25 protein-coding genes and 1 riboswitch are annotated in these 22,444 nt (G+C 61.7%); of the genes, 9 read left to right on the top strand and 16 right to left on the bottom strand.

The window, feature by feature from the left end; all coding sequences use genetic code 11:
• Nucleotides 1-9: 9 nt before the first annotated feature.
• The 3 genes from VLJ37_08010 to glgA are packed head-to-tail and all read right to left on the bottom strand — an operon-like array spanning nt 10 to nt 4,804.
• Entirely contained in the window at nt 10-1,563 is a 1,554-nt protein-coding gene (locus VLJ37_08010; protein HSA59613.1) for a 4-alpha-glucanotransferase, read from the bottom strand.
• 1 nt (nt 1,564) lies between these two features.
• Entirely contained in the window at nt 1,565-3,280 is a 1,716-nt protein-coding gene (glgP, locus tag VLJ37_08005) for an alpha-glucan family phosphorylase (GenBank protein ID HSA59612.1), read from the bottom strand.
• Nucleotides 3,281-3,301: 21 nt separating this feature from the next.
• Entirely contained in the window at nt 3,302-4,804 is a 1,503-nt protein-coding gene (gene glgA, locus VLJ37_08000) for a glycogen synthase GlgA (protein HSA59611.1), read from the bottom strand.
• 32 nt (nt 4,805-4,836) lie between these two features.
• Between glgA and VLJ37_07995 the strand changes: the two genes are divergently transcribed.
• Entirely contained in the window at nt 4,837-5,547 is a 711-nt protein-coding gene (locus tag VLJ37_07995) for a Crp/Fnr family transcriptional regulator (GenBank protein ID HSA59610.1), read from the top strand.
• A gap of 38 nt (nt 5,548-5,585) precedes the next feature.
• Nucleotides 5,586-6,557: a sugar phosphate nucleotidyltransferase gene (locus VLJ37_07990; protein HSA59609.1), complete on the top strand. Its 972-nt coding sequence runs from the start codon at nt 5,586-5,588 to the stop codon at nt 6,555-6,557.
• On the opposite strand, the gene ppsA is transcribed toward VLJ37_07990, so the two are convergent.
• A complete protein-coding gene (gene ppsA, locus VLJ37_07985) occupies nt 6,554-8,938 on the bottom strand; it encodes a phosphoenolpyruvate synthase (protein HSA59608.1) in 2,385 nt (794 codons plus the stop codon). The genes VLJ37_07990 and ppsA overlap by 4 nt on opposite strands.
• A gap of 61 nt (nt 8,939-8,999) precedes the next feature.
• Between ppsA and VLJ37_07980 the strand changes: the two genes are divergently transcribed.
• Nucleotides 9,000-10,481 carry an AAA family ATPase gene (locus VLJ37_07980; protein HSA59607.1) on the top strand — a complete coding sequence of 494 codons (1,482 nt, stop codon included), beginning with the start codon at nt 9,000-9,002 and terminating at the stop codon, nt 10,479-10,481.
• Here the strand turns inward: VLJ37_07980 and VLJ37_07975 are convergent.
• From VLJ37_07975 to VLJ37_07960, 4 genes are all read right to left on the bottom strand, one after another.
• Complete coding sequence (locus VLJ37_07975; protein ID HSA59606.1) at nt 10,474-10,884, bottom strand: universal stress protein; 411 nt, start codon at nt 10,882-10,884, stop codon at nt 10,474-10,476. The two genes, VLJ37_07980 and VLJ37_07975, sit on opposite strands and share 8 nt — an antisense overlap.
• An 85-nt stretch (nt 10,885-10,969) precedes the next feature.
• Nucleotides 10,970-11,224, bottom strand: a complete 255-nt coding sequence (locus VLJ37_07970) for a hypothetical protein (protein ID HSA59605.1) — start codon at nt 11,222-11,224, stop codon at nt 10,970-10,972.
• Complete coding sequence (locus tag VLJ37_07965; protein HSA59604.1) at nt 11,221-11,685, bottom strand: VOC family protein; 465 nt, start codon at nt 11,683-11,685, stop codon at nt 11,221-11,223. Before VLJ37_07965 ends, VLJ37_07970 begins: the two co-directional genes overlap by 4 nt.
• 3 nt (nt 11,686-11,688) lie before the next feature.
• The gene (locus tag VLJ37_07960) at nt 11,689-12,039 is read right to left on the bottom strand and encodes a hypothetical protein (GenBank protein ID HSA59603.1); all 351 of its coding nucleotides are present in this window, start codon (nt 12,037-12,039) and stop codon (nt 11,689-11,691) included.
• 346 nt (nt 12,040-12,385) lie between these two features.
• Between VLJ37_07960 and VLJ37_07955 the strand changes: the two genes are divergently transcribed.
• A complete protein-coding gene (locus VLJ37_07955; protein ID HSA59602.1) occupies nt 12,386-13,171 on the top strand; it encodes a methyltransferase domain-containing protein in 786 nt (261 codons plus the stop codon).
• 13 nt (nt 13,172-13,184) lie between these two features.
• Here the strand turns inward: VLJ37_07955 and VLJ37_07950 are convergent, their stop codons facing one another.
• Nucleotides 13,185-13,859 (bottom strand): hemolysin III family protein, encoded by a 675-nt coding sequence (locus tag VLJ37_07950; protein HSA59601.1) that lies wholly within the window; start codon nt 13,857-13,859, stop codon nt 13,185-13,187.
• A 118-nt stretch (nt 13,860-13,977) separates the two neighbouring features.
• Here VLJ37_07950 and VLJ37_07945 point away from each other — a divergent pair, with 118 nt between their 5' ends.
• A complete protein-coding gene (locus VLJ37_07945; protein HSA59600.1) occupies nt 13,978-14,418 on the top strand; it encodes a hypothetical protein in 441 nt (146 codons plus the stop codon).
• Between the two features lie 40 nt (nt 14,419-14,458).
• Here the strand turns inward: VLJ37_07945 and VLJ37_07940 are convergent, their stop codons facing one another.
• From VLJ37_07940 to VLJ37_07910, 7 genes are all read right to left on the bottom strand, one after another.
• Nucleotides 14,459-14,932 (bottom strand): hypothetical protein, encoded by a 474-nt coding sequence (locus VLJ37_07940; protein ID HSA59599.1) that lies wholly within the window; start codon nt 14,930-14,932, stop codon nt 14,459-14,461.
• A gap of 108 nt (nt 14,933-15,040) precedes the next feature.
• Nucleotides 15,041-15,253, bottom strand: a complete 213-nt coding sequence (locus VLJ37_07935; protein ID HSA59598.1) for a hypothetical protein — start codon at nt 15,251-15,253, stop codon at nt 15,041-15,043.
• A gap of 159 nt (nt 15,254-15,412) precedes the next feature.
• Nucleotides 15,413-15,943, bottom strand: a complete 531-nt coding sequence (locus tag VLJ37_07930) for a hypothetical protein (protein ID HSA59597.1) — start codon at nt 15,941-15,943, stop codon at nt 15,413-15,415.
• 105 nt (nt 15,944-16,048) lie between these two features.
• A complete protein-coding gene (locus VLJ37_07925; protein ID HSA59596.1) occupies nt 16,049-17,245 on the bottom strand; it encodes a hypothetical protein in 1,197 nt (398 codons plus the stop codon).
• A gap of 46 nt (nt 17,246-17,291) precedes the next feature.
• A riboswitch (cyclic di-GMP riboswitch) is annotated at nt 17,292-17,380 on the bottom strand.
• Between the two features lie 602 nt (nt 17,381-17,982).
• The gene (locus VLJ37_07920; protein ID HSA59595.1) at nt 17,983-18,435 is read right to left on the bottom strand and encodes an SRPBCC family protein; all 453 of its coding nucleotides are present in this window, start codon (nt 18,433-18,435) and stop codon (nt 17,983-17,985) included.
• A gap of 50 nt (nt 18,436-18,485) precedes the next feature.
• Nucleotides 18,486-18,959: a hypothetical protein gene (locus VLJ37_07915; GenBank protein ID HSA59594.1), complete on the bottom strand. Its 474-nt coding sequence runs from the start codon at nt 18,957-18,959 to the stop codon at nt 18,486-18,488.
• Complete coding sequence (locus VLJ37_07910; protein ID HSA59593.1) at nt 18,901-19,593, bottom strand: DUF2306 domain-containing protein; 693 nt, start codon at nt 19,591-19,593, stop codon at nt 18,901-18,903. Before VLJ37_07910 ends, VLJ37_07915 begins: the two co-directional genes overlap by 59 nt.
• Nucleotides 19,594-19,781: 188 nt before the next feature.
• Between VLJ37_07910 and VLJ37_07905 the strand changes: the two genes are divergently transcribed.
• The 4 genes from VLJ37_07905 to VLJ37_07890 all read left to right on the top strand — a co-directional run bounded on the left by VLJ37_07905 (nt 19,782) and on the right by VLJ37_07890 (nt 22,255).
• Nucleotides 19,782-20,600, top strand: coding sequence for a DUF4388 domain-containing protein (locus VLJ37_07905; GenBank protein HSA59592.1), 819 nt, complete (start codon nt 19,782-19,784; stop codon nt 20,598-20,600).
• A 78-nt stretch (nt 20,601-20,678) separates the two neighbouring features.
• Nucleotides 20,679-21,119 (top strand): hypothetical protein, encoded by a 441-nt coding sequence (locus tag VLJ37_07900; GenBank protein ID HSA59591.1) that lies wholly within the window; start codon nt 20,679-20,681, stop codon nt 21,117-21,119.
• 225 nt (nt 21,120-21,344) lie between these two features.
• Nucleotides 21,345-21,740 carry a hypothetical protein gene (locus VLJ37_07895; GenBank protein ID HSA59590.1) on the top strand — a complete coding sequence of 132 codons (396 nt, stop codon included), beginning with the start codon at nt 21,345-21,347 and terminating at the stop codon, nt 21,738-21,740.
• Between the two features lie 32 nt (nt 21,741-21,772).
• On the top strand, nt 21,773-22,255 hold the full coding sequence (locus VLJ37_07890; GenBank protein HSA59589.1) for a CoA-binding protein: 483 nt from the start codon (nt 21,773-21,775) through the stop codon (nt 22,253-22,255).
• Nucleotides 22,256-22,444: the final 189 nt, after the last annotated feature.

The raw sequence follows: 22,444 nt of genomic DNA, 5'->3' as shown, positions 1-22,444 counted from the left end.
AGATCGTCATTATAGCTTGGACGCCAGCCTCCTCAAGGCATCTATTTCCCGAAGGAGCGAAACGACGCCTGCGTCGGCCGTGAATTCCTCGATGGGATACCGCGCCTTCCGCCGCCAGTTCGCGACGTCGTCCGTCGTGCCGGGGACGTTCTGAGGCTCCCGCTCGAGCCAGAGGTCCTCGAGATTGATCTGCAGGAGGGAGGCCGGACTGCGGGCCAGGCCTTCGAGCGACCGGCGAAGGGCCTCGCGCGCCTCTTCGGGCCTCTCGTAGGCGGCGGCGAACGGGGGCATGTCGTGGGTGTTCAAGGCCGCAAGGCATTCCCCCGGGATTTCCGGGAATTCGTCCGACTCGAAGGGGAGGACGTGGGAGCGCAGGAGACCGCGGGCCTTCAAGGCGGGCCTCACCTCGGGAGGGACCGTCCCCAGGTCCTCGCCGACGATCCACGCGCCGCTCGCCCGCGATTCCTCGCAGACGGCGTCGTAGAAGGCCTCGGCCGGGTAGCGGACGTAGACGCCGTCCGCCGCGTCGAAGCCGTTGGGGATCCAAAAGAGGCGGTGGAAGGCCATGACGTGGTCGATCCTCAAGAGAGTCGCGTGACGAAGGTGGTGCCGCAGACATTCCCGGAAATAGTCGAGTCCCCCTGGATGCAACCGGCCGGGATGGAGGGGAGGGAAGCCCCAGTTCTGTCCCTTCGCATAGAAGGGATCGGGAGGGGCCCCGACGGAGACGTTTTCCACGAAGAGGTCGCGAAACCGCCAAAGGTCGTAGCCGTCCGGGTGAACACCCAAGGGAAAATCGAGATAGAGCCTCGTCCCATCCCGCGCCCCCGCACGGACCGCCTCCGCCAGTTGCTCATCCGCGACCCACTGAACGTAGAGATGATACCGGATCGCCGCCGGGTCCCCCTCGCGGCCCTCGATGCCCGCGCGAAACCGGGCGTAGTCGTCGAGGCGGGGCCGGGACTTCGCGAACCCTTCGAACGCTTCCCGCCGGGAGGCCGCCCCCGAGAAAAAGTCCGCCGCCAGCGCTTCCAAGACGCGGCGCTTGAGGCGCATGCCCTCGCGGTAGTCGACGAGGGGGGCCTTCCGGAGCCGGGCCAGTAAGCCTTGGGTCCCGGGGGAGGGCTGAAACTCGGGGATCCCCTCGGGGTCGATGAAGAACTCGTTCCAAAAGAGGCGCGAGACCGGTGTGTAGGGGCTGGGGGAAAAGGGTTCGTCGAGAAACGAGGCCAGGAGGGGAAGCGTCCCCACGAAGCGCGCCCCGAGCCCCGCGGCCCACCGGATCAGGCGGCCCAAATCGGTGAAATCACCGCTCCCCCAGCTCCTCTCCGAGCGGAGCGCATATAAAGGAAGGAAGACGCCCCAAAGCCGTATCCCGGCGGGAGGGGTTTGGGCGCGGGGCGGGGAGGAGGATGCGGCAGGGGATTCGATGACGGAATATCCGCCCATGGCCTCCAAGACGGCCTCGAGGACCTCCGGCTTGGCCTCGCACCGCCGGCCCGCGACGTCAAGGTAGGAGGTTTCGATCCCCCGTCGACGGGCCTCGCTTTCCAGGGTCGTCATCTCAGGTCCGGAAATAGGCGTTGCGGAGGTATTGATACATCATCCGCTGCGCGTTGAAGTAGGAGCCGTTGTGGGCGATCGTCGATCGCATGAGGGCGCCAAATCCGTCATGCTGACCGTAGAAGAGCGGCAGGACCACCCCGTCAAGCTTCCGGTAGAGCGAGTCCACCTCGTCGCCGCTGGGTTCATAGACCTCGTGGTTGCCGATCGCCCAGCCGGTGACCCCCTCGACGTGACCCTCGATCCACCAGCCATCCAGGACGCTCAAGCTCGGCACCCCGTTCATCGCCGCCTTCATCCCGCTGGTGCCCGAGGCCTCGTGGGGCTTCTGCGGGGTGTTGAGCCAGACGTCGACCCCGGCACAGAGGAGCTTGGCGAGGGCCATGTCGTACTCCTCCAGATAGATGATGCGGACCGCGTCCTTGAGGGACTCCGCGGCGCGGAAGATTTGGGCGATGAGATCCTTGCCCGGGAGGTCCTTCGGATGCGCCTTGCCCGCGTAAATGATCTGAACGGGCCCGCGGCGCCGCACGATGTCCTTAAGCCTTGCCGGGTCTTCGAAGAGGAGGTGCGGACGTTTGTAGGCCGTGGCGCGTCGGGCGAAGCCCAGGGTGAACGCGGCGGGATCAAGGGAGGCGCCCGTCCTCCGGTGGACCTCGGCCAGGAGTTCCCCCTTGGCTTGCGCGTGGGCCTGGCGGATCTCGCCCACCGGAATGCTGAGGGCGTGCCGGAGGTAGAGGTTGTCGTGGCGCCAGTCGGGGATATGGTGATCGTAGAGGGCACGGAACGGGGTGGAGGTCCAGGTCAGGGCGTGCACGCCGTTGGTGATCGAGTCGATGGGATAGTGCGGAAACATGTCGCGGGAGACCTCGCCGTGCCGCATCGCGACCCCGTTGACGTACCGGGAAAATGAGAGAGCGAGATTGGTCATGTTGAGGACGCCGGCGGGGCAGCAGCCGTTGGCCTCGATCGCGCGCGCCCGTTCCTCGCCGAGGACCGGAACGACGAGGCCGTAGGGGAACTGGTCGTGGCCCGCGGGGACGGGCGTATGGGTCGTGAAGATGCACTGATCGCGCACGGCCTCGCGGTCGTCGTCCCCGGCCGCGGCGAGCCCGCGTTCCGCCGTCTTTTTCTCCAGGAGGGCGATCGTCAGGAGGGCGGAATGGCCCTCATTCATGTGGTAGAGGGTGACGCGCTCGTGGCCCAGGGCCTTGAGCATCGCGACGCCGCCGAAACCGAGGAGGGCCTCCTGCTTGAGCCGGTTCCGGTCGTCGCCGCCGTAGAGAAAATCCGTGAGGGAGCGATCCGCGGGATGGTTCTCCCCGAGGTCGGTGTCGAGAAAGTAGACGGGCACCCTCAGCCTCGCGATTCCGTGGACGAGATAGCGCCAGGCGCGGACGGCGACGGGGCGGCCGTCGAGGGTCACGGAGATCCGCGGCTCCATCGGTTCGAGGTACTTGTCAGGGGACCACTCGACGGGGTGTTCGGTCTGGCGCCCGGCGGCGTCCAGCCTCTGGTGAAAATAGCCCTTCCGGTAGAGGAGCGTCATCCCGGCCACCGGGAGCCCCAGGTCGGCCGCGGCGCGGAGCGTGTCCCCCGCGAGCACCCCCAGGCCGCCCGCATACGTCGGCATGCCGGGTTCCACGCCGATCTCCATCGAGAAATAGGCGACGGTTCCGACGCTTTCCATCAATTGCCGCAGCGAGTCGCCGTCCATCCCGCCTCCGATCACATCCTATCAGGAAGTTTTCGAAAATTCCCCATCAAGAAGAGGCCTCGGCGGCGCGGCGAGCGTCTTTTCGTAGAGAGTCTCGTAGGCCCCGGCGGGCAGGTCCCAGGAGAAATCCCTCGACATCGCGCGCCGCTGGAGCCTTTTCCAGTCCCCGGGACGGCGGAACCACGCGATCGCGCGCTCGATCGCCGCGGCGAGAGCGTCGGCCGTCGCGCCCTCAAAGACAAAGCCCGTCCCGTGATCGCCCTCGCAATCGTCGACCGTATCGCGGAGGCCGCCGACGGACCGGACCACCGGGATCGTCCCGTAGCGCTGCGCGTACATCTGATTGTATCCGCAAGGCTCGTAACGGGACGGCATCAGGAGGAGGTCGGCGCCGGCGGTGATCCGGTGCGAAAGGGGGGAATCGAAAACGGTCCGGACCGCGACGCGATCCGGACGCCCGGCCGCGAGGCGGCGAAGGGATTCCTCGAGGGCCGGATCGCCCCGGCCCAGAAAGACCCATTGAGCCTCGGGGGTGTCGGGGTTCTCCGCGACTTGGATCGCGAGATCGATCCCTTTCTGGGGCACGAGACGGCCGATCACGGCGAGGAGCGGGACGTCCCCGAGTTCGGGCAACCCCAGTTCGCGTTGGAGGGACCGCTTGCAGACGTCCTTTCCTTCGAGATTCCCCGTGGCGTAAGGGGCCGCGATGTGCGGGTCCGCGGCGGAATTCCATGTCCCCGTGTCGATGCCGTTGAGGATGCCCGCCAAAGCCCCGTCCCGCTCACGCAAGACGCCTTCCAGGCCGCAGCCGAACTCGGGAGTCAGGATCTCGCGGGCGTACGCGGGCGAAACGGTCGTGAGGCCGTCCGCGGCGACGATGCCGGCCTTGAGGAAATTGACGAGTCCGTGGAATTCGAGGAGACGGGGCGTGAAGAAACGCTCGTCCAATCCCGTGCGGCGCAGAACCTCGCGGGGGAAGAGGCCTTGATAACCCAGATTGTGAAGCGTGAGGACCGACCGGGCGTCTTGAAAAAACGGATCCCGCGCGTACGTCGTCTTGAGGAGGAAGGGCACGAGGGCCCCCTGCCAGTCATTCGCGTGGAGGACATCCGGACGGATGTTCAAGGACTTGAGCGCCTCCAGGGACCCGAGCGAAAAGGCGGCGAACCGCTCCGCGTTGTCGGGATAATCCTTGATCCCGTCGCCGTAAAGGGAAGGGCGGCCAAAAAAGGCGGGCATGTCCAAGAAAAGGACGAGCCCTCCCTCCGGCGCACCGCCTTCCCAGAGGGTGACGGGCTGAACTTTGTCAGCCATCGAAAGGGTCAAGGTTCCGCGCGGGCGCAGGGCCGCCGGAGAAATCCAACGGTATTTCGGCAGGATAAGAATGACTCCGTGACCCAGTCCGGAGAGGTGGCGGCCCAGGGAACCCACCATGTCGCCCAAGCCCCCGGTCTTGGCCCACGGGACGGCCTCGGAAGAGATGAGAGCGATTTTCTTGTGACAGGGCTTTTTCGTTGTTTTCATCCGTCCACTAAAGAGTAAAATAAGGCCACCTCATGAAAAGCAAATCCCTTCTCGAATGTTCCCGCTGCAACGCGCGCGAGACGAACATCTTCTGCCGTTTGGGGGCCAACCATGCCGGACGCCCGGCGAACGTCAAAACGAACAGAGTTTACCAAAAAAAGCAAAGTCTCTACTACGAAGGGGCACCGACCCAGGGGATCTACTGCCTCCACTCGGGGGAGGCGAAGATATTCAAGACCAGCTCTCAGGGAAAACAGCACATCTTGAGGATCGCCCACGCCGGACAGATTTTGGGACTTGAGGACGTCTTTTACCGCCAGGATTACAGCACTTCGGCCGAGATGATCGGCGAGGGGACGGTCTGCTTCATCGACAAGGCCGCCGTGATGGAGACCGTCCGGATCAGTCCCGAGACCGCCGTCGCCGTGATCCGGGAGCTTTCGGAAGAAGTCGTCGCGAGCGAGGAGGAAAGGGTCGAGCTGGCCCAGTCGACCGTCCGGGAGCGGATGGCGCGGTTGCTGGCCGTCCTCGCGGAGAGCCACGGGTCCCCTTTCCGCGGCGGCGTCCAGATCCAACTGCCTCTCTCGCGCGAGGAGATGGCCGAGATGATCGGCACCGCCTCCGAGACGGCGATGCGCCTCTTGAAGGAGTTCCGGGACGACCATCTTGTTCAGGTCCGGGGGAGGGAGATCACGATCTTGAACCGGGCGCGGTTGATGCAGGTCGCACACATCATTCCCTAGCTGAGCATAAGAATTGTTTCCCATCGGAAAGGAATCTCATGACCGGGGCCGAAAATCTCTGGGCGATCGTTCTGGCGGCCGGCGAGGGCCGGAGGCTGAGCCCGCTCACCCTCGATAATCGGGGCGAGGCGGTTCCCAAGCAGTTCTGTTCCTTTCGGGGGAGCACGTCGATGCTGCGCTTCGCGCTGATGCGTGCCGAGCGAGTCGTGCCTCCGGAGCGTGTCGTGACGGTGGTCGCCCAGGAGCAGAAGCGCTGGTGGTCCCGCGAGTTCGCGGATCGTCCGGCCGATCACCTGATCGTCCAGCCGAAAAACGCCGGGACCGCGGCGGGAATCCTTCTTCCCCTTTTCCACGTCTTTCTCCAAGACGCACTGGCCACGGTCCTCGTGTTTCCCTCGGATCACTTCGTGGAGGACGAGGCGGTCCTCGAGGGAGCCCTCCGGAAGGCCGCGGCCGCGGTCGTGCGGAGCAAGGACAGGGTCGTCCTCCTGGGCATCGAGCCGGAGGGGGCGGACTCCGGTTACGGTTGGATCGTGCCGGAGGGCCTTGAGAAGGGCGCAAGCCGACGCGTCGCGGGCTTTGTCGAAAAACCTCTGCCCCTGGAGGCGGAACGTCTCTTGCGCGAAGGCGCCTTGTGGAACAGCTTCATGTTCGCCGCCCCGGCCGGATTTCTGCTCAGCCTCTACCGGCGGTTTCTACCGGAACTGTTTGGACCGTTCGTGAAGGCCTTGGGGGGCAGCCAAGACCGTTGGACCTCGGAAACCCTCGACGGCCTCTACCGCAACCTTCCGGTTCGTGACTTTTCCACGGATCTTCTGGAGCGGGCCTTCGCCTCCTTATGGCTCGTCGACGTCCCTCCCTGCGGATGGACCGACCTCGGAACCCCCGAGAGGGTCGAACGCTGCATGAACCGTTTCGAGGAGGATTTGGAGATCGGCCTCGCGGAAAGGATCCGGGGCCGGCTGTTGACCGTTCCCCAAGCCGGTGAACCCGCCAAGAAAAGGGCCTAAGGGCCGCGGGCGAGCCGCAGCCGAGTGGCCACGATTGCGTCCGGGTTGAGAGAGAGACTGCCGATCCCCTCCGCCACCAGGAATTCGGCGAACTCCGGGTAGTCGCTCGGCGCCTGACCGCAGATGCCCACCGGAACGCCGGATGCCTTCGCCTCCCGGATCACCATGCGGATCATCTCGCGCACCGCCTCGTTCCGCTCGTCAAAAAGCGGGGCGACCACCGGCGAGTCGCGGTCCACGCCCAGGACGAGCTGGGTCAGATCGTTGGAGCCGATGGAAAAACCGTCGAAGTGCTTTGCGAATTCGCGCGCGAGGAGGACGTTCGACGGGATCTCGCACATCATGTAGATTTCCAGGCCATCCTTGCCCCGGACAAGGCCGTTCGTTTCCATCTCCTGCAGGACGCGCCGGGCCTCGTCGACCGTCCGGCAGAAGGGGATCATCGTCTTAAGGTTGGCGAGCCCCATCTCGCCGCGGACCCGCCGGATCGCCGCGCATTCGAGCGCGAAACCCTCCCGGTAGCGGACGTCGTAGTAACGGGAGGCGCCACGGAAACCCAGCATGGGGTTTTCCTCGGCGGGCTCGAACTCCCGCCCCCCGGCCAGGCGCGCGTACTCGTTCGTCTTGAAGTCCGAGCTCCGGAGGATGACGTCCTTGGGGTAAAAGGCCGCCGCAATCTTGGCGATCCCCTGGGACAGGCGCTCGACGAAGAAATCGGTCACACGGGCGTATCCCTCCGCCTCCCTCCCGATCCGCTCCGCCGCTTCGCGGTCGGCCAACTCCGGGTAACGGACGAAGGCCATCGGGTGAACGCCGATGGCGTGGCTCAGGATGAACTCCATGCGGGCCAGCCCCACGCCGTCGTTCGGAATAAACGAAAACTCGAAGGCGCGGTCCGGCTCCCCCACGTTCATCAGGATCTTGACCGGCGGTACGGGCAGGTCTTTCACGACCATGCGGCCGGTGTCGTAGTCCAGCGACCCGCGATAAACCCGCCCCGTCTCGCCTTCGGAGCAGGAGACGGTGACATCGGCCCCATCCGGGATCTTCGCGCAGGCCGACTCCGCGCCCACCACGGCGGGAACTCCCAGTTCGCGGCTCACGATCGCGGCATGACAGGTCCGGCCCCCGCGCTCCGTCACCACTCCGGCCGCCTTCCTCATGATCGGTTCCCAGTCGGGGTCGGTCATCTCGGTGACGAGCACCTCGCCCTGGCGGAAGGACGCGATGTCCTTCACGTCCCGGATGAGCCTCGCCCGTCCGCGGCCGATCCGCGAGCCCACCGCCTTGCCCTCGACGAGCACGGGGCCCTTCTCGCGGAGCCGGAACGTCTCCAGGACGCCGGTCTCCCGCGCCGCATGGACGGTTTCCGGCCGTGCCTGCAGGATGAAAAGGGCGCCCGTCAGCCCGTCCTTGGCCCATTCGATGTCCATGGGGCGGGGAGATCCGGCCTTCCGGCCGTAGTGATCCTCGATCAGGACCCCCCACCGCGCGAGGGTCAGAATCTCGTCGTCCGAGATCGACCACCGGCGCCGGTCCGCCGCCGGAACGGGGACGTTTCGGGTCTCCCGCGTCCCGCCGCGCGGGTTGTAGACGAGCTTGACCTCCTTGGTCCCCAAGGTTTTTTGGACGATCGGCCGGAAGCCGGCCCTGAGCGTGGGCTTGAAGACGTAGAATTCGTCGGGGTTCACCACACCCTGGACGATGTTTTCCCCGAGCCCGTAGGACGAGGTGATGAGGACGACGTCCCGGAAGCCCGATTCCGTGTCCAGCGTGAACAGGACGCCGGAGGAGGCGAGATCGGACCGGACCATCAGCTGCACGCCGATCGAGAGGGCGACCTGGAAATGGTCAAAACCCTTGTCGACCCGGTAGGAGATGGCCCGGTTGGTGAAGAGCGAGGCGAAGCACCGGCGGCAGGCGTCCAGGAGGGAGGCCTCGCCGCGAACGTTCAGAAAGGTCTCCTGCTGGCCCGCGAAGCTCGCGTCCGGAAGGTCCTCGGCGGTCGCGCTGGAGCGCACGGCGACGCCGGCGTTCTCACCGTAGCCCCGGCAAAGACCCTCGTAGGCTTCCCGGATTTCACCCGCCAGTTCCGGCGGGAGCGGGGCCCGGAGGATCAGATTCCGGATGCGTTCCCCGCGGCGGGCGAGGTCGGTCACGTCGCGGACGTCGAGACCTTCGAGGATCCCGCGGATCTCATCCCCGATGCCCGCCTCCCGGACATGGAAGCGGTAACCCTCGGCCGTGACGGCGAATCCGCCCGGAACTCGGACGCCCAAGGGGGTGAGTTCGCGCGCCATCTCGCCCAAGGAGGCGTTCTTGCCTCCGACCGACGCGACGTCCTCGATCCCGACCTCCTCGAAGAGGCGGATGAATTTCATCATTTTACCATACCATGACATCGGTCATGATCAAAGGCGCCGGGGGTGCGATAATGACGGCGTGTCCCACGCGTTGATCCAGGCCCTCCAAGACCCGGCCCTCTTCGACCACCCGGTCACGGGTTTCGCCGTGATCGAGACGCACATCTCGTGGGTCCTCCTCACGGGGCCCTTCGCCTACAAGATCAAAAAGCCCGTGAACCTCGGATTCTGCGATTTTACGTCGCTGGAGAAGAGGAAATTCTTCTGCGAGGAGGAGCTGCGCCTGAACCGGAGACTCGCGCCGGAACTTTACGCGGGGGTCGTTCCCATCACGGGGATGGAATCGGCGCCGCGATTGGGTGGCGCGGGCGCGGCGATCGAATACGCGGTCAAGATGGTCGAGTTCGACCAGTCCTGCCGTCTCGACCGGGTGCTCTCCTCGGGGAGGCTGGAGGCGGGACAGATCGATCAACTGGCCCGGGAGCTCGCGGAGTTTCACGCCTCCATTCCCGCGGCGGCGCCGGAGGCCTCCTATGGGCGGCCGGAGGCCGTGATTCAAGCGGTGCGCGGAACGCTCGCGCATTGCGAGTCTTCCGGACTGGCCGGCTGGTGCGAAGCGGAGGCCAGGCATCTCGAGCCGGTCTTCGAGGCGCGGAAGGCATCGGGGTTCGTCAGGGAGGCTCACGGCGACGTGCACCTCGCCAACGTCGCCGTCGTCGACGGTCGCGTGCGGATCTTCGACGCGATCGACTTCAATCCGGAACTCCGGTGGATCGACGTCATGAGCGAGATCGCGTTCGCCGTCATGGACCTCGAGGACAGGGGGCGTTCCGACCTCGCCTTCCGTCTCCTGAACGCCTATCTGGAGGGAACCGGGGATTACGAAGGCTTGCGGGTCTTCCGTTTCTACGAGGTCTATCGCGCCCTGGTCCGCGCCAAGGTGGCGGCGATCCGGCTTTCGCAGCCGGATCTTCCGGAGACGGATCGCGAGGAGATCCGACGGGAGGCGGACGGGTATCTCGGACTCGCGCGGCGTTTCACGCGCACGAATCCGCCGGGGCTCATGATCACCCATGGCATCTCCGGTTCCGGGAAGACGTACGGAACCCAGAAAATCCTGGAGGAGGAAGGGTGCATCCGGTTGCGGACCGACGTCGAGCGGAAACGTCTCTTCGGCCTGAAGGCCGATGAACCGTCGCCTCCGTCCCAGAGAGCGGAGGTTTACGGACCGGACGCGACCCGCCGGGTCTATCGGAAGCTCCTGGACTTAAGCTGGATGATCCTCGGCGCCGGGTTTTCCGTCATCGTCGACGGGACGTTTTTGAGGCGGGGAGAGCGCGACGAGTTCAGGGCCCTGGCCGAGTCCCTGGCCGTTCCGTTCACGATCCTGGTGTTCGAGGCGACGGAGGAGGTCCTCAAGGAGCGCGTGGCGAGCCGGAAGGACGAAGGACGCGACGCCTCCGAGGCGGATTGGGACGTCGTCGCCAAGCAGAGGGAATGGAGGCAGCCGCTGGCCGCGGACGAGTGGCCGTCCGCAAGACGGACCTCCCCGATCACTTGACCAGGAGAATAGGGCAGGGCGCGAGGACGGCCACCTTATAGCTGATCGTGCCCCAATCCTGGCCCTTCTTGCCCGGAGAGATCCGGTGGGAGTTCATGACGATCAGGTCGACCTTCCGGTCGCGGGCGTGGCGGACGATCGTCTCCGTCCGTTTGCCTAAAAAGATTTCCTCCCGGATCGGCCGCCCGCGCAAGCGCGAGGCAAGACGCTTCATGTGAAGGCGCGCGGCCGTCATCAGCTCCTCGTAGAATTCCTTCAGCTCGGCCGGGGGGATGAGGTCGATCTTCTCCACGACGTGCAGCAGAGTGATCCGGCCTCCCGATGCGGCGGCGTCGATGGCCGCGGCGATCGCGCGCCGGTTCTTGGGGGTGAAATCGACCGGAACCAGGATGTTGCGGAACATGAGCGCCTCCTCGATTTTGCCCGAACATCATGGCCCCGGCGCCGTGCGGGGTCAAGAAACGGTTCATGAGGAGGCGAAGAGCAAGCTAGCCGCATTTCATCATCTTCAGACCGTCCTGGAAGAAGACGTTGATCTTGCCGGGAGGGATCAGGCTCACCACGAGACCCACGCCGAAGGTCTGGTGGTCGACGCGGTCGTCCAGCAGATAGACCTTGTCCATGGCATACGCCTTTGGCGTCTTATTCCCCTGGTCGAGTTTCTTCCGCCATTCGGCCTCTTGGTCCTCCCGGAGCAAGGACTCTTTCGATTTTCTGACCTTTTTTGTTTTTTGTACCGTCATATCATTCCCTTCTCTTTTAGCTCCTCCAGAGCTTCGTCGTTCTTTGTCAACCCGGCCAGCCTCATGCCCCGGAGCACCCCCGGCGCCTTGCTGAACTGGCATTCACTGTATTCGATGATCTGGATCCGGTTGCCCCAGGGATCGAGAAAGTCGTAGTCCCCGATGCGCCGGACTTCTTTACCGGCCCGGTCGAGCTCGCGCTTCACCGCGTCGGCGTCATCCACCACCAAGCCGACGTGCCGGCCGCCGTCGGGGCGCCGGGCGGCGCTTTCCCGCAACGCGATGAACTGGTCGCCCAGATCGATAAAGGCCAACCCCTTCTGGCGGCCGCGCAGGGTGAAGTCGAAGAGCCGGCGGTACAGATCCAAGGCGTCCTCGATATTGCCGACCTCCAGGGCCACGTGGTTCATGCCGATCGCCTTCGCCTTTTTGGACGTTCTTTTTCGGTCGGTTGCTTTCATAGGTCAACAATGCTCCAGAAAGTAATTCAATCTTCCGACATGTCCGCTGTCGGGCAACGTCCTCGGCTCGTAAACGTTGCGAAGTGCCGGGCTCTTCGTCGTCACAAGGATCGTTTTGTAGAAATAACGCGCCTTGGACAGCGAATGGAGCGCCGAGGTCAGGATGCGGCTGGCCATCGCCTTGTCGACGACGAAGAAGTGTTCCCCCACGCCGACGGCGTTCTCGGTGTGGGCGGAAATTTCGAGGGAATCCGCCCAACGGACCAGATGGCCGAAACGCTCCGCATGCGACGTACGCAGGTCAACGCCGTGTCGGTCGCTCTGGACCGCCATATCGTCAAATAGGGCGCTCACCGATTCGTTAAATGGCCGGAACCGGTCCGCCCACTCGCGATACCGCCAAGCATTTGAGGCTTCGAGACCGATCGCAAGGCCCAAAAGGTCGGGCGAGGTCAATGTTAGAAAGTGTCTTGGCATCCATTACTCTCAAAGACAGGCTAGCACTAATAAAGAGAGGCCGATAGGAATCGTTTCTTCAACCCGTTTCGATGTCCGGCGAACACCGAGGAAAAAGCCGGATTGACCAGTTATACCGGGCCGTTGCCCGCGAACCCGCCCATCGACGAGGGATCAAATTAAATGACCTGAGCCCGCGCCGAGAGGCTTGTGTTTTCCGGGTCTTCTCCTTAAAAAGCGACCCATGAACCCCAGCCGCCTTTATGACGCCTACGTCGCCGAGCGCTTCGACGAAGACCCCTTCGATTTATACCGGGAATGCCGGGAAATGGCCGTAGGTCAGATCCGGAGAAACCTGGGTCAGGGGCCGGTCCGCGTCGCGGACCTGGGCTGCGGAACCGGGGAGCTTCTCATGGCCCTCGCGTCGATTTACCCACAGGCTTCGCTTTGCGGGATCGACGGTTCCGAAAAGATGCTGCGGATCGCTCGCGCGAAATTGGTCTCAGTTCCCGCATCCCGGATCCGTTTCTGCCACGACGACCTGCTTCATCTGGAGCGCCACGTCGAGCCGAGCGGACTCGATCTCGCAACCCTGCACTTCGTTTTGGCCCGTCTCGACAACCGAAAGCTTCTCTCTCTCGTCCACCGCGCGCTCCGTCCGGGCGGCTGGTGCTCCCTCGCGACCGCAACGCACGGGACGTTTCCGACGCTCCGCAGCCTCGGCTCAGCCTTCCTGTCCGAGGAGTTCATCCGGTCATCTTCGAACGTTCCCCAGAATCGCGACGACTTGAGGGAGCTGCTTCGGGAGTCGGGACTGGAGGTCGTCGAGGAGTCGGTCCACAGAAAGTCGATCCGGTTGACCGATTTTGACGAGCTCCGGGATTTCATCCTGCACTCGGGCTGGTTTCCTCATCCCATCATCGAGGATCTTCCGGACCAGGAAATCAACCGCTACCGGGAGTTGTGCCAGCCTTTTCTTCCGATCGAAGACACCGCCGAAAAATTCGTTTTTCTCGCTCGAAAAGTTTAGGCAAACACCCGGATCAGAAGAAACAAAAGAAGAGGAAGAAATGGCTCGCCGCGCCGGCGAAGACGAAACAATGCCATATTTCATGAAAACCGAACCTTCCGGGAACGGGGTTCGGTTTTTCCAGTGCGTAGATCAATCCTCCGACGGTAAAAAAAACGCCGCCCAAGACCAAGGCCGAAATCCCCTGCCAGTGGATCGCCCGAGAGACGGGCTTGACGATCATCAACCCGAGCCAACCCATGCCGATAAAGAGTGAGGTCAGGAGCCATTTCGGCGCGTGCGGGACGAACGCCTTGAAGGCGATTCCGGTGACGGCCAGGGACCAGATGATTCCGAGGACGCTCCATCCCAGGCTGTTTCTCAGCACAATGAGGCAAAAAGGCGTGAATGTTCCGGCAATCAGCATGAAAATGGCGAAGTAGTCGAGTTGCCGGAGGTGGTGATTGGTCTTGGGAGAGCCGTTGACGCCATGGTGAAGGGCGCTGCTGACAAACATGTTGATGAGGGTCAGTCCGTAAATGGAAAAACCCAGCACGGCCCCGGGTCTCGACCCCCTCCAGGCCCCGGACACGAGAAAAAACGAGCCGATCGCCGCGAGAATCGCGCCCACGCTGGAAATGAGCGTGTTGTAGAATTCGTCGGTGACGTGAACGCTTCCGTCCTTGCTGAGAAGGGGCCGGTCCGGCATGCCCAACCACCTAACAAGGAACGGGTCGCGAGAGAATTTAAAAATCAAGTGCAACGGGAAGCTCTGCATTCACGATGCAATGGACAGGAAGCTGGGGAGAGTCTAAAATTCACCCCTTATGTATAAGATCGACGACCCATTGTTCGCGCTGATTCTGCGCTTCGTCGGCTACGAGCTCGGAGTCTCGTACTGCGACGATGAGGATTTTGTTCAACGCGAGCTGAAAGCCATCGAAAGTTATATCGATGGGTTCCCCCAAGCGGAACAGGAACGGCACGCCATGGAGTGGGTGGAGGGACATGCCAATGAATACAGAAAAAAGTGGGAAAAGGATTTCGTCAGAAGGACGATCTCCGGTCAAAGATGCGCGGATTGCCCTATCTCCAAGAACGGCCGTCCCGGGAATTGCCCCATCCATGATCAATTGAGCGCGCTACTTGAGAAGTACATCGGCGGCGATGTCACCGCCTCCGGCTACGTGAAGGACTCATTGGAATTGCTCTCCAGATACAAGGAGCATCTTAAAATCAAACTCAGCGAGTTACGAAATGATCCGTAGGTCATCGGCAGGCGAAGCCCGGCTTATCGGCGCGATTCCCTTAAAGAGGGCAATTCGGATCCCAGGTGGTTCGCTTGAGATAGGCGTCCGGGACGAGGGGTGTGAAGCGTTTGAGCTGCTCCTTGGATTTCACTTTGCCCCCGGCCGTTGTTTCGAACACGCCTCCGACGACAAGGAAGAGATCCTTGGTCATCCCCGGAAATGCGTCCGATTTCTCGACGGAAATGCACTCGGGCTCGCAGGCTGCGGTCGGCCGGCCCAGGTACGGAAAGACCGGATCGCCCTCCTCCTGAGGGAGGGTGAACGTACGGCCCTTACGATCGTAAACCTTGTCGAGATCGCTGAACGGTGTCCCGCTCTTCTGTGAAATCTCCTTCGCCTTCTTCAAAATGTCTGCGTAGGTCGGGCCGCTGCCGAGAACCAAGACGTCGATCGGGACGGGGGGCAGGGCTTGATCGGCGAGGGCCGAAAGGGGAGAAGTGAGAAGCGCCAATAAGACGAGGAGTGATCTCATGACGGGCAATATACGGGCTAATACTTCTTCGATGCAAGAATCCCGCTTTCGCGACTTATCGGCCCACGGGGGCAATGTTGCGATTACAAAATGAGAGACGCGATGCAGTTACTGAGTGACTTCTCCGTTCGCGATCGCAGGCGCGGCCTCCGTCGGTGAATCCTTCACGCTCCATATCTCTCTGAGTTGAGCCGACGTCAGGAGGATGCGTGCGCCGAACCGGTTGACGATGTTCAGTGCGAGGTTCGGAACGATGAGATGGAGAAGCAGGGGGGCGAAAAGGATCCCCGCCCACAGAATGACACGCCGAAACCGCTTCATCGAATGGCCCCAAGGTTCCATTGATGACACATCACAGCAATTTCGAAGCCAAACGGTGGATGGAGCTAAGTCCTTGAAAAAAAAGCACTCGTTATAGGCGCCGTGGGTTTTTTGACGGCAAAAAAATGACACTTTATCATCTTGATAATCCCGGAGCCCTCATCGGCTGGAAATTTCCCGGAAGCTCGCAATGACCTCTTGAAGGACGGGCTTGGCTTTTTCAAAGCGGGACCGGAGGGTCCATGCGAGAATCTGATGATAGTATCCGGCGGTTTCGACGGTCGTATGAAGATAGACGATGTGAAGGTTATCGACGGTCGCCTGGATTTCGTATTGAAGCGCCGGGGAGCCGTTGATGGTCAGTCTTTGGGGCCCCGACGTCTGTGGCGATTTCGTCCCTTCCAGCAGCGCCGTCCGCGTGATCTCGGAATTTTTCTCAAGGCTCATCTCATCGTAATCCGATTTATTGTCCGAGAGTACGATGACATACATCTCTCCGGCGCGATTCGAGGCGGCGAGTTCGGCCGTCGCATGAAGGGCGCGGTCTTGCTTCCATCCCGCCGGAAGCGTGATCTGGATCCGGCCGTCGGCGCTCTTCAGCGGGAAAGGGGACGGGGAGGATCCAAACGGGAAGCAACCCGTCTGGGCCAAAACGAGGAGGTAGACCGGGATCCGTTTCAAAGTCCTCACAGCCCGGGGAACTACCACCTCGTCGATCCGCTCCTCAAGACCTTCTTTCTCGCGTACGTCATCATCGCCGCGCACTACGGCGCTCCAACGGCCGGAAAAAAGGCATCAGTCCAGTTCAGGAACATTATCGAGACTGATGAAGGTGATCTTATTTCCGAAGATCTGGTTGAGTTGGGGAATCGCCACCACCCTTGTGTCATGGTTGATTCCGATGTCCGCCAACTGGGCGCCTGAATTCCCATCGCAGAGGTCTTGTTCCTTTACGGTCCCGTCAGGCTGGAACCGAATCCTCGCGAGCTTGGTGATTCCAGTCCCTCCATTAGCCGTCGGCGCTTCGTTCATGGTAACCAAGAAACTGCCACCGTCCCGCTCCAGGCCATCAAGGGACTTGAGGCCAGGCCAGGCTCCGAGAAGCACGATCGACTGCGTCGGGTCGAAAGCGGTGTCAAGATCGACCCGATAGAACTTGCCCTCTCCGTTGACGACCACCAGGTCATTCTGAATGAGAAGGGTCCCATTCGGTCGTATTCCAAAAGGCGTATCGTCCCCGTCGACCTGCAGAGGCACCGGCTCTGAGCCATCCAGGGGCACCCGCCAAACATGGGTCTCTAATCCCTGCAAGATGGGCAGGGTATTTCGCGTCGATACGTAGACGGAGGCCGCTTTCTTGTCGACGACCGGATCATTGACTTGATTATCGATCGTGGAAACCTCGGCCGGTTCTGGGACACATAATGCGTTTTCTATGGCCGCGGTCGCAATATCGATGACGACAATCATATTGTCTCCCACACCGTCATCTGCGATGCCGCCGCCCAGACAGTAGGCTGTATTCGCAACGTCGATACTATCGTTGAAATCCGCCACATAGAGTTTTCCTTCAAGAATCCGAATGCCCTTGGGGTCCCCGAGCCCCACCACCCAATTCTGCTCGGCAAGAGAGCCGTCCGCATTGAGTTGAGTGATATAACCATCCGTCATCGATGGGGCCGTCGGCGGCGCAATACCCGTCAAGAGATGTTGGTTCGAGACATACCAGGAGCCCGATCGTGGATCCCATTGGGCGCTCTCGGGACGCCAAAAGGGTGTTCCCGCAAAGGGCGGAACGAGTTGAGCCTGTGCCCCTATCGTGACCGCTCCGGGGACCGCCTCGCATTTGATACCGGCAAAGACAGGCGTGCCCATGGCGGCCAGGCCAAGGATTATTGACAGGGACAAGAAAAATATTCGGATGCTCCATTTTTTGCTGTGAGTCATAACCCACTCCCTTTCTTTCTTGAGGTTTGGAAGAAGAAAACCCACACTTCGCTTCAACGCAAAGGTGGGTCAAAAAATGCATCACACTCCTTTCGGCAACCCGACTACCCTCATTTGCCAAGGCAACGAGGGCTCGTGGCTTTGCGTCCCCGGGTTACCCCGGGTTTGCCTTTATCGTGGATCTAAAGTTTCAATGTTGGCTTTGGCGTATTTTAACTTCCCGCGCCTCCCTCTCATAGGAAAAAGACGTCAGAAACGCCGATCCACCGATGAGGAAAAGTGTAAGAAAGTGTAATAAAATGTAAGGAAATGCGCCTGTGGATCGATCGTAAGCCCGCTGTCCGAGGTCGTTGGCAGCGGTCTTTGCTAGCGCCTCGAACCTCTGCAGATCAGTGTTTGAAGGGTCCGTTGTCCATTCTCGTAATGGGAAACGCGGTGTCGGCAGCTGACTTTACTCGCGGAGGTTTTCGTTCTCATCCCATCGATCGCACCGCTCCTGGCCGAGTTGATCTTTCGGTTGCAGGAATCCGCCCCCTGGGAGTCATTGGAGTCGTAACTGCACGTCGTGACTTCGGAAGCTCCACGATCCAGTCGAGTGACCCAATCCATAGTCTCCTCCTATGAAGAAATGGTTGTATGCGACCCGTTATTCAATTGTTTTCGTTTCAATAATCTTATCGGACGTTGTTTCCGTGAGGTTGTCACTTTGAAAAGAAATATCCGCAGGATTATGAGTTCTCATGATCTTACATAGGGTTACAAACATTGAGGGATTAGTTGCCTTATCGTTCCAAATACTCCTTCAAGGCCCTCAGCCGTTTCGCCGTTTCGCTTCGCAACCTGAGGTTCATGATGGGCTCCAAGAGCCAGGCGAGCCATTTGGGTTTCGCTTCGAAGTGGTAGATGTAGCTGATTTGTGAGCTGCCCGGGTTGACCGGGGCGTGCCGGATCGTCGCGGCGAAGCTTTGAAAAAAGGGCGGTTTATTGATCAGCTTGACCGCGGCGTATTCGCCCCGCTTGAAGGTGACGTATTCCGTGATCATCGGGATTCCGCCCGTGGACCATTTTCCCGAACAGAGGGATTGAACGCCGGGCGCGGCTTTTGAGGCCCCGTTCAACAAGCTGGCCTCGCGAAGGAGGGGGTCCCAATCCAAGCGTCGTTCGTAATCGTGCAAAAGATCGAAGACCTCGTCGCACGGGCGGCGGATGATTTCGCTTAAGGATTCTCTTTTCATCCCGGAGACCTCTTACCAGATGATCCGGGCTCATTGGAAGATGCAGCGGGTCAGAGGGGCCGGCAGACATCGGCCGGGGCCGTCGGAGTGGGCCGCCCCAGCAAGACCGAAGAGGCGTAATAGACATCCCCGCGCCGAACCATCACCTCGCCGCTCTCCGGATAAACGCAACCGGTCAAGGCGTCTTTGAGCCAGTCGGATCCCGTGCCATCTTCCCCGCCCTCCGCTCCGAAGGCGCGTCTTTCGTCAATGGCGAAGGGAAGGAAACGACGGCCGACGCGGTCGGTGTGAGGCGTGTCGTCGAGAATCCGAATGCGCCGGGCGTGCGGCGCCGAAACCGCCCTCGAAAAACGGGAGCGGCCCTCTTCCTTCTTTTGGAGGGGTTCCACGAGCTTCGCCCGAATCACCGACTCCGCGGAAGACGCTAGGGGGTTCGAGGCTTCCGCGGAGAGGGGAGGGGGCGCCTCAACCAAGATCAGCGCCAGGGCTGCGAAGAGAAGGGGCCGGATGGACGATTGGGTCATAGATCCTCCGAGAAATAAGTTGAAACAGGGCGGGTGAAGTCAAGAATTCAACGAGGGCAAACGTCCCCAAGACGGGAATCCACAGGCTGATCCGGTAGGCAACGTCCGGGTTAAAATTGCAAGATTCCAGAACGAACAGCATGGCCCGCGACGAGACCGCGACGCTCAGTTGCCCCAGGACATGAAAGGTCAACCGGCGATGTCTTGCGAATTGTCCGGCCCGCGCGGCGCGAATCGCCTGAATCATCGCCCATAGGACGACGGCCCCCGACAGGAGAAAGCCCAATGTCGCCCCCCGGCCGCCCCGGGCGAAAAAGGCCAGGTAGAACCCCGTGGGCGTCAAGAGAAAGATCACGAGTCCGCCCGTCACGCGTCCGCCCCAGCGGTGAAATCCGGGCCAGCGTTTGAGAAGGAGTTTCGACGACAGCATCAAGCAGCCGGGCAGGGCCAGGGCGGCGGCGATGACATGGATCCTTAAGACCAGCACGTAGAAGCCTTCGCGGGGCAGGGGAAGTTTTTCGATCACGAAGGGTGCAAGCTCGTCAGCGTGGAAATAGACGAGACTTGAAAGGGTGATGGCGAAGGACCCCACCCACAAGAAGAGCCAAACCGTGCCGTGAGCTGCCCGCTTCACGATGAACACCTCCGAAAGATCAAAAACTTGAATCGTACCTTCAGGTATTGAACGTATCATCGGCGGACTTGGGGAAAAGGTCGACTAAGCTTGTGCAAAAAGATGGAGCGAGGCTTTTACAATCTTATTACACAGCGACGCGTGCATGGCCCTTGTAGAAAGGTGATGTTTTTGGGAAAGCTATCGCCATGGTCGTCACGAACCATATCCCGCTGTTCCGGATGGCCGGCGTGGGGCCCCTGGGCCTGCCGGGGGACCCCGCGGCCTATGGCCTTCCGGTCTCGGCGGCCATCCCAGGCCATTCCCGTGTGGGGGCTGCCAGCGCCTTCGTCAATGTCAGCGGGGCGGGATCCCCGGTCGGAATCGCCGGTCCCGTCGGCCTTCGTCTGATGGGGTCCATGACTCCCAAGATCGAGCCGCGGGACGACCGGTCTGCCACGGCCGCGGCGGAACCCCGGCGATGCATGTCCGGTCTCATCGATGAAACTCCTCTCGCGGACCTTCTCCGGCTCTTGTCCGGCTCCCAGGAGAGCGGGTTGCTCCAGATCCGATCCTTCCATGGGACCGGCCGTATCCTCCTCCGCGGCGGCCGCGTCTATTTCTGTCAGATCGAGGGAAGCCCCGCCGTCTCCCCGAGGAAGTCCCTTTACCGCATGCTCCGGTGGACCGAGGGATCCTTCGAGCTCCACCCCCAGATCGATCCGGGCCTTCCCGAGGATCGTTGGATGAGCGACTCCACCGAATCGCTCCTCATGAATGGCGTTCGTGAAATGGACGAGATCAACCGCCTTTCGCTGAAGACGCTCAAGCCCTGGGCGCCGATGACCGCGGATCTCTTGGCCGGCCGGCTCAGCGAACTGTCGCCCGCGGAGCTCGACGTCCTTCAGACGGTCCTCGAGCACGGCGGCCTCTTGGAGGCATTCCTCGATCGCTTTCCCGGAAGCGATCTGCAGGCGCTGACCGGGTTGATCGCTCTGATCCGCAAGGGTTTTGTCCTTTACCGTTGATTTTGCCTGGATATTTGATCTATCGCCGGCCCGGCTTATTGAGTATCTTTACGTCATCGGATGCGGATGGGAGGGGTTATGAGAGTCGTCGTAGCAATCGCCACGCTTCTGGCCTCGGCCCCGGCGCTTTGGGCGGCCGACCTGGGGATCGGGACCTGGGCGCGACGGGACACTCAGGCGATGACGATGACCATCGAACCCTTCGGCGCGACCGGCTGGAAAATCACCTACCATATCACGATGGGCTCAAAGGTAAGCATCATGAGTCTCGAATCGGCCCTGGACGGATCCGAGGCCGCCGTCATCGTCGACGGCAAGCCGTCCGGCGAGACGATGGCCATCAAGCGGCTGGACGACCGGCACACGTTCACGACCTTGAAGATGAACGGCCAGCCGTTCGGGACCTCGAAGGCCGAGCTGTCGGCCGATGGAAAAACCATCAACGTGCAGAACGAAACCCCGTCGCCGACGGCCGGGGGCCCCCCGATGAAGTCTACGGAGACTTGGGATCGAAAATAGGGCTGACCCCAACCACCTCTGACGTCTTGGAACGACCAGACGTTGTGCTCCATGACCGCACCTTCCGAGATCAGGAAATCCAGGCCAAAAGTCTTCTTGTCGTCGGCATAACGCCCGCGTAGATCCCAGGCTCTCCGAAAATCTGCTTTGGAATTCCTACTCATTGCCTTAAGATTCCTACTCATTATCCGCCGGAGCGGCCGAGGGACCAGTCAAGGAGGAGCAATGAGCTACTTGGAATTGAGCGCGCACATGACCGTGCGCCCGGGCTGCCTTGAGGGCTTCAAGAAGCAGGCGGCTGAGCTGATCCGTCTCACAAAGGAGAAGGATACACGAACGCTGCGTTACGACTGGTTCCTCAGCACCGATGGCACGAAGTGCGAGGTTCGTGAGGCCTACACCGGCCCGGAAGGTCTGATCGAGCACAACAGCCACATCTTCGAAGCTCGCGCCAAGTTGTTCAAGGACTACGCGGACGGTCATTTCATGACGATTTACGGAGAGCAGTCGCAAACACTGCTCGATCTGCTGAAGGCCCACGCAGCCGGCCACGACTGGTTCACGTTCCTTCAGGGTCTGGAGCCATCCCCGGAGATCCCTGGGGCAGCGCGCAAAGCCTAGCGGCCGGCGCGGGGCGTATACGGAGGCACCGTATGGCCGCAACAACCCTGGAAGCTAAGGTGCACGACTTCCTCGCCCAGAAGCGCATCGCCGTTGCCGGCGTGTCGCGCGACAAGGGCCAGCACCTGGCCGCCGATCTCATCTACCGCCGGTTGAAGAGCACCGGGCACGAGGTCATCCCCGTGAACCCGCGCTTGCAGACCTTCGAGGGAGATCGCTGCTATCCCGACCTGCAATCCATCCCGGGTGGGGTCGATGGAGTGGTGATCATTACTCGACCCGAGATCACGGAGCGGATCGTGCGCGATTGCACCAAAGCCGGGGTCCGCCGCGTGTGGATGCACCAGTCGATGGGGAAGGGTTCGAGTGTCTCGCCGGAGGCCGTCGAGTACTGCCGTCAACATGAGATCAGCGTGATCGCCGGTGCCTGCCCGATGATGTATGGCGACGGCGTCGACTTCGGTCACAAGTGCACGCGCTGGATGATGAAACTCTTCGGAAGGTTACCCGCATGAAGCGGCGCCGCGTCGCTAAGAATAACCTTTTTCATGTTAAGCCCTGCCTCCCATCCCGATAAGGCGTCGAAGTCACGATGAACGTCCCCGCGCCCGTGGCGGCGAGCTTGTATCCCGCCGTCCGGACCTCCATCTCCGCCGAGGCCATCCGGCTGCCCATCCTGATGATCCGCCCGACGGCCCACAGGT

The sequence above is a fragment of the bacterium genome, from assembly GCA_035454885.1.
Classification (GTDB): domain Bacteria; phylum UBA10199; class UBA10199; order JACPAL01.
This window is presented reverse-complemented; position numbering and strand designations above follow the sequence as displayed.

What these genes read in the sequence shown, in the direction of transcription:
- glgA (HSA59611.1), bottom strand. Translation starts at nt 4,804, where the DNA reads ATGAAAACAACGAAAAAGCCCTGTCACAAGAAAATCGCTCTCATCTCT.
- VLJ37_07945 (HSA59600.1), top strand. Translation starts at nt 13,978, where the DNA reads ATGTATAAGATCGACGACCCATTGTTCGCGCTGATTCTGCGCTTCGTC.
- VLJ37_07970 (HSA59605.1), bottom strand. Translation starts at nt 11,224, where the DNA reads ATGACGGTACAAAAAACAAAAAAGGTCAGAAAATCGAAAGAGTCCTTG.
- glgP (HSA59612.1), bottom strand. Translation starts at nt 3,280, where the DNA reads ATGGACGGCGACTCGCTGCGGCAATTGATGGAAAGCGTCGGAACCGTC.
- VLJ37_07955 (HSA59602.1), top strand. Translation starts at nt 12,386, where the DNA reads ATGAACCCCAGCCGCCTTTATGACGCCTACGTCGCCGAGCGCTTCGAC.
- VLJ37_07895 (HSA59590.1), top strand. Translation starts at nt 21,345, where the DNA reads ATGAGCTACTTGGAATTGAGCGCGCACATGACCGTGCGCCCGGGCTGC.
- VLJ37_07990 (HSA59609.1), top strand. Translation starts at nt 5,586, where the DNA reads ATGACCGGGGCCGAAAATCTCTGGGCGATCGTTCTGGCGGCCGGCGAG.
- VLJ37_07905 (HSA59592.1), top strand. Translation starts at nt 19,782, where the DNA reads ATGGTCGTCACGAACCATATCCCGCTGTTCCGGATGGCCGGCGTGGGG.
- VLJ37_07935 (HSA59598.1), bottom strand. Translation starts at nt 15,253, where the DNA reads ATGAAGCGGTTTCGGCGTGTCATTCTGTGGGCGGGGATCCTTTTCGCC.
- VLJ37_07975 (HSA59606.1), bottom strand. Translation starts at nt 10,884, where the DNA reads ATGTTCCGCAACATCCTGGTTCCGGTCGATTTCACCCCCAAGAACCGG.
- VLJ37_07890 (HSA59589.1), top strand. Translation starts at nt 21,773, where the DNA reads ATGGCCGCAACAACCCTGGAAGCTAAGGTGCACGACTTCCTCGCCCAG.
- VLJ37_07965 (HSA59604.1), bottom strand. Translation starts at nt 11,685, where the DNA reads ATGAAAGCAACCGACCGAAAAAGAACGTCCAAAAAGGCGAAGGCGATC.
- VLJ37_07920 (HSA59595.1), bottom strand. Translation starts at nt 18,435, where the DNA reads ATGAAAAGAGAATCCTTAAGCGAAATCATCCGCCGCCCGTGCGACGAG.
- VLJ37_07900 (HSA59591.1), top strand. Translation starts at nt 20,679, where the DNA reads ATGAGAGTCGTCGTAGCAATCGCCACGCTTCTGGCCTCGGCCCCGGCG.
- VLJ37_08010 (HSA59613.1), bottom strand. Translation starts at nt 1,563, where the DNA reads ATGACGACCCTGGAAAGCGAGGCCCGTCGACGGGGGATCGAAACCTCC.
- VLJ37_07950 (HSA59601.1), bottom strand. Translation starts at nt 13,859, where the DNA reads ATGCCGGACCGGCCCCTTCTCAGCAAGGACGGAAGCGTTCACGTCACC.
- VLJ37_07915 (HSA59594.1), bottom strand. Translation starts at nt 18,959, where the DNA reads ATGACCCAATCGTCCATCCGGCCCCTTCTCTTCGCAGCCCTGGCGCTG.
- ppsA (HSA59608.1), bottom strand. Translation starts at nt 8,938, where the DNA reads ATGAAATTCATCCGCCTCTTCGAGGAGGTCGGGATCGAGGACGTCGCG.
- VLJ37_07995 (HSA59610.1), top strand. Translation starts at nt 4,837, where the DNA reads ATGAAAAGCAAATCCCTTCTCGAATGTTCCCGCTGCAACGCGCGCGAG.
- VLJ37_07940 (HSA59599.1), bottom strand. Translation starts at nt 14,932, where the DNA reads ATGAGATCACTCCTCGTCTTATTGGCGCTTCTCACTTCTCCCCTTTCG.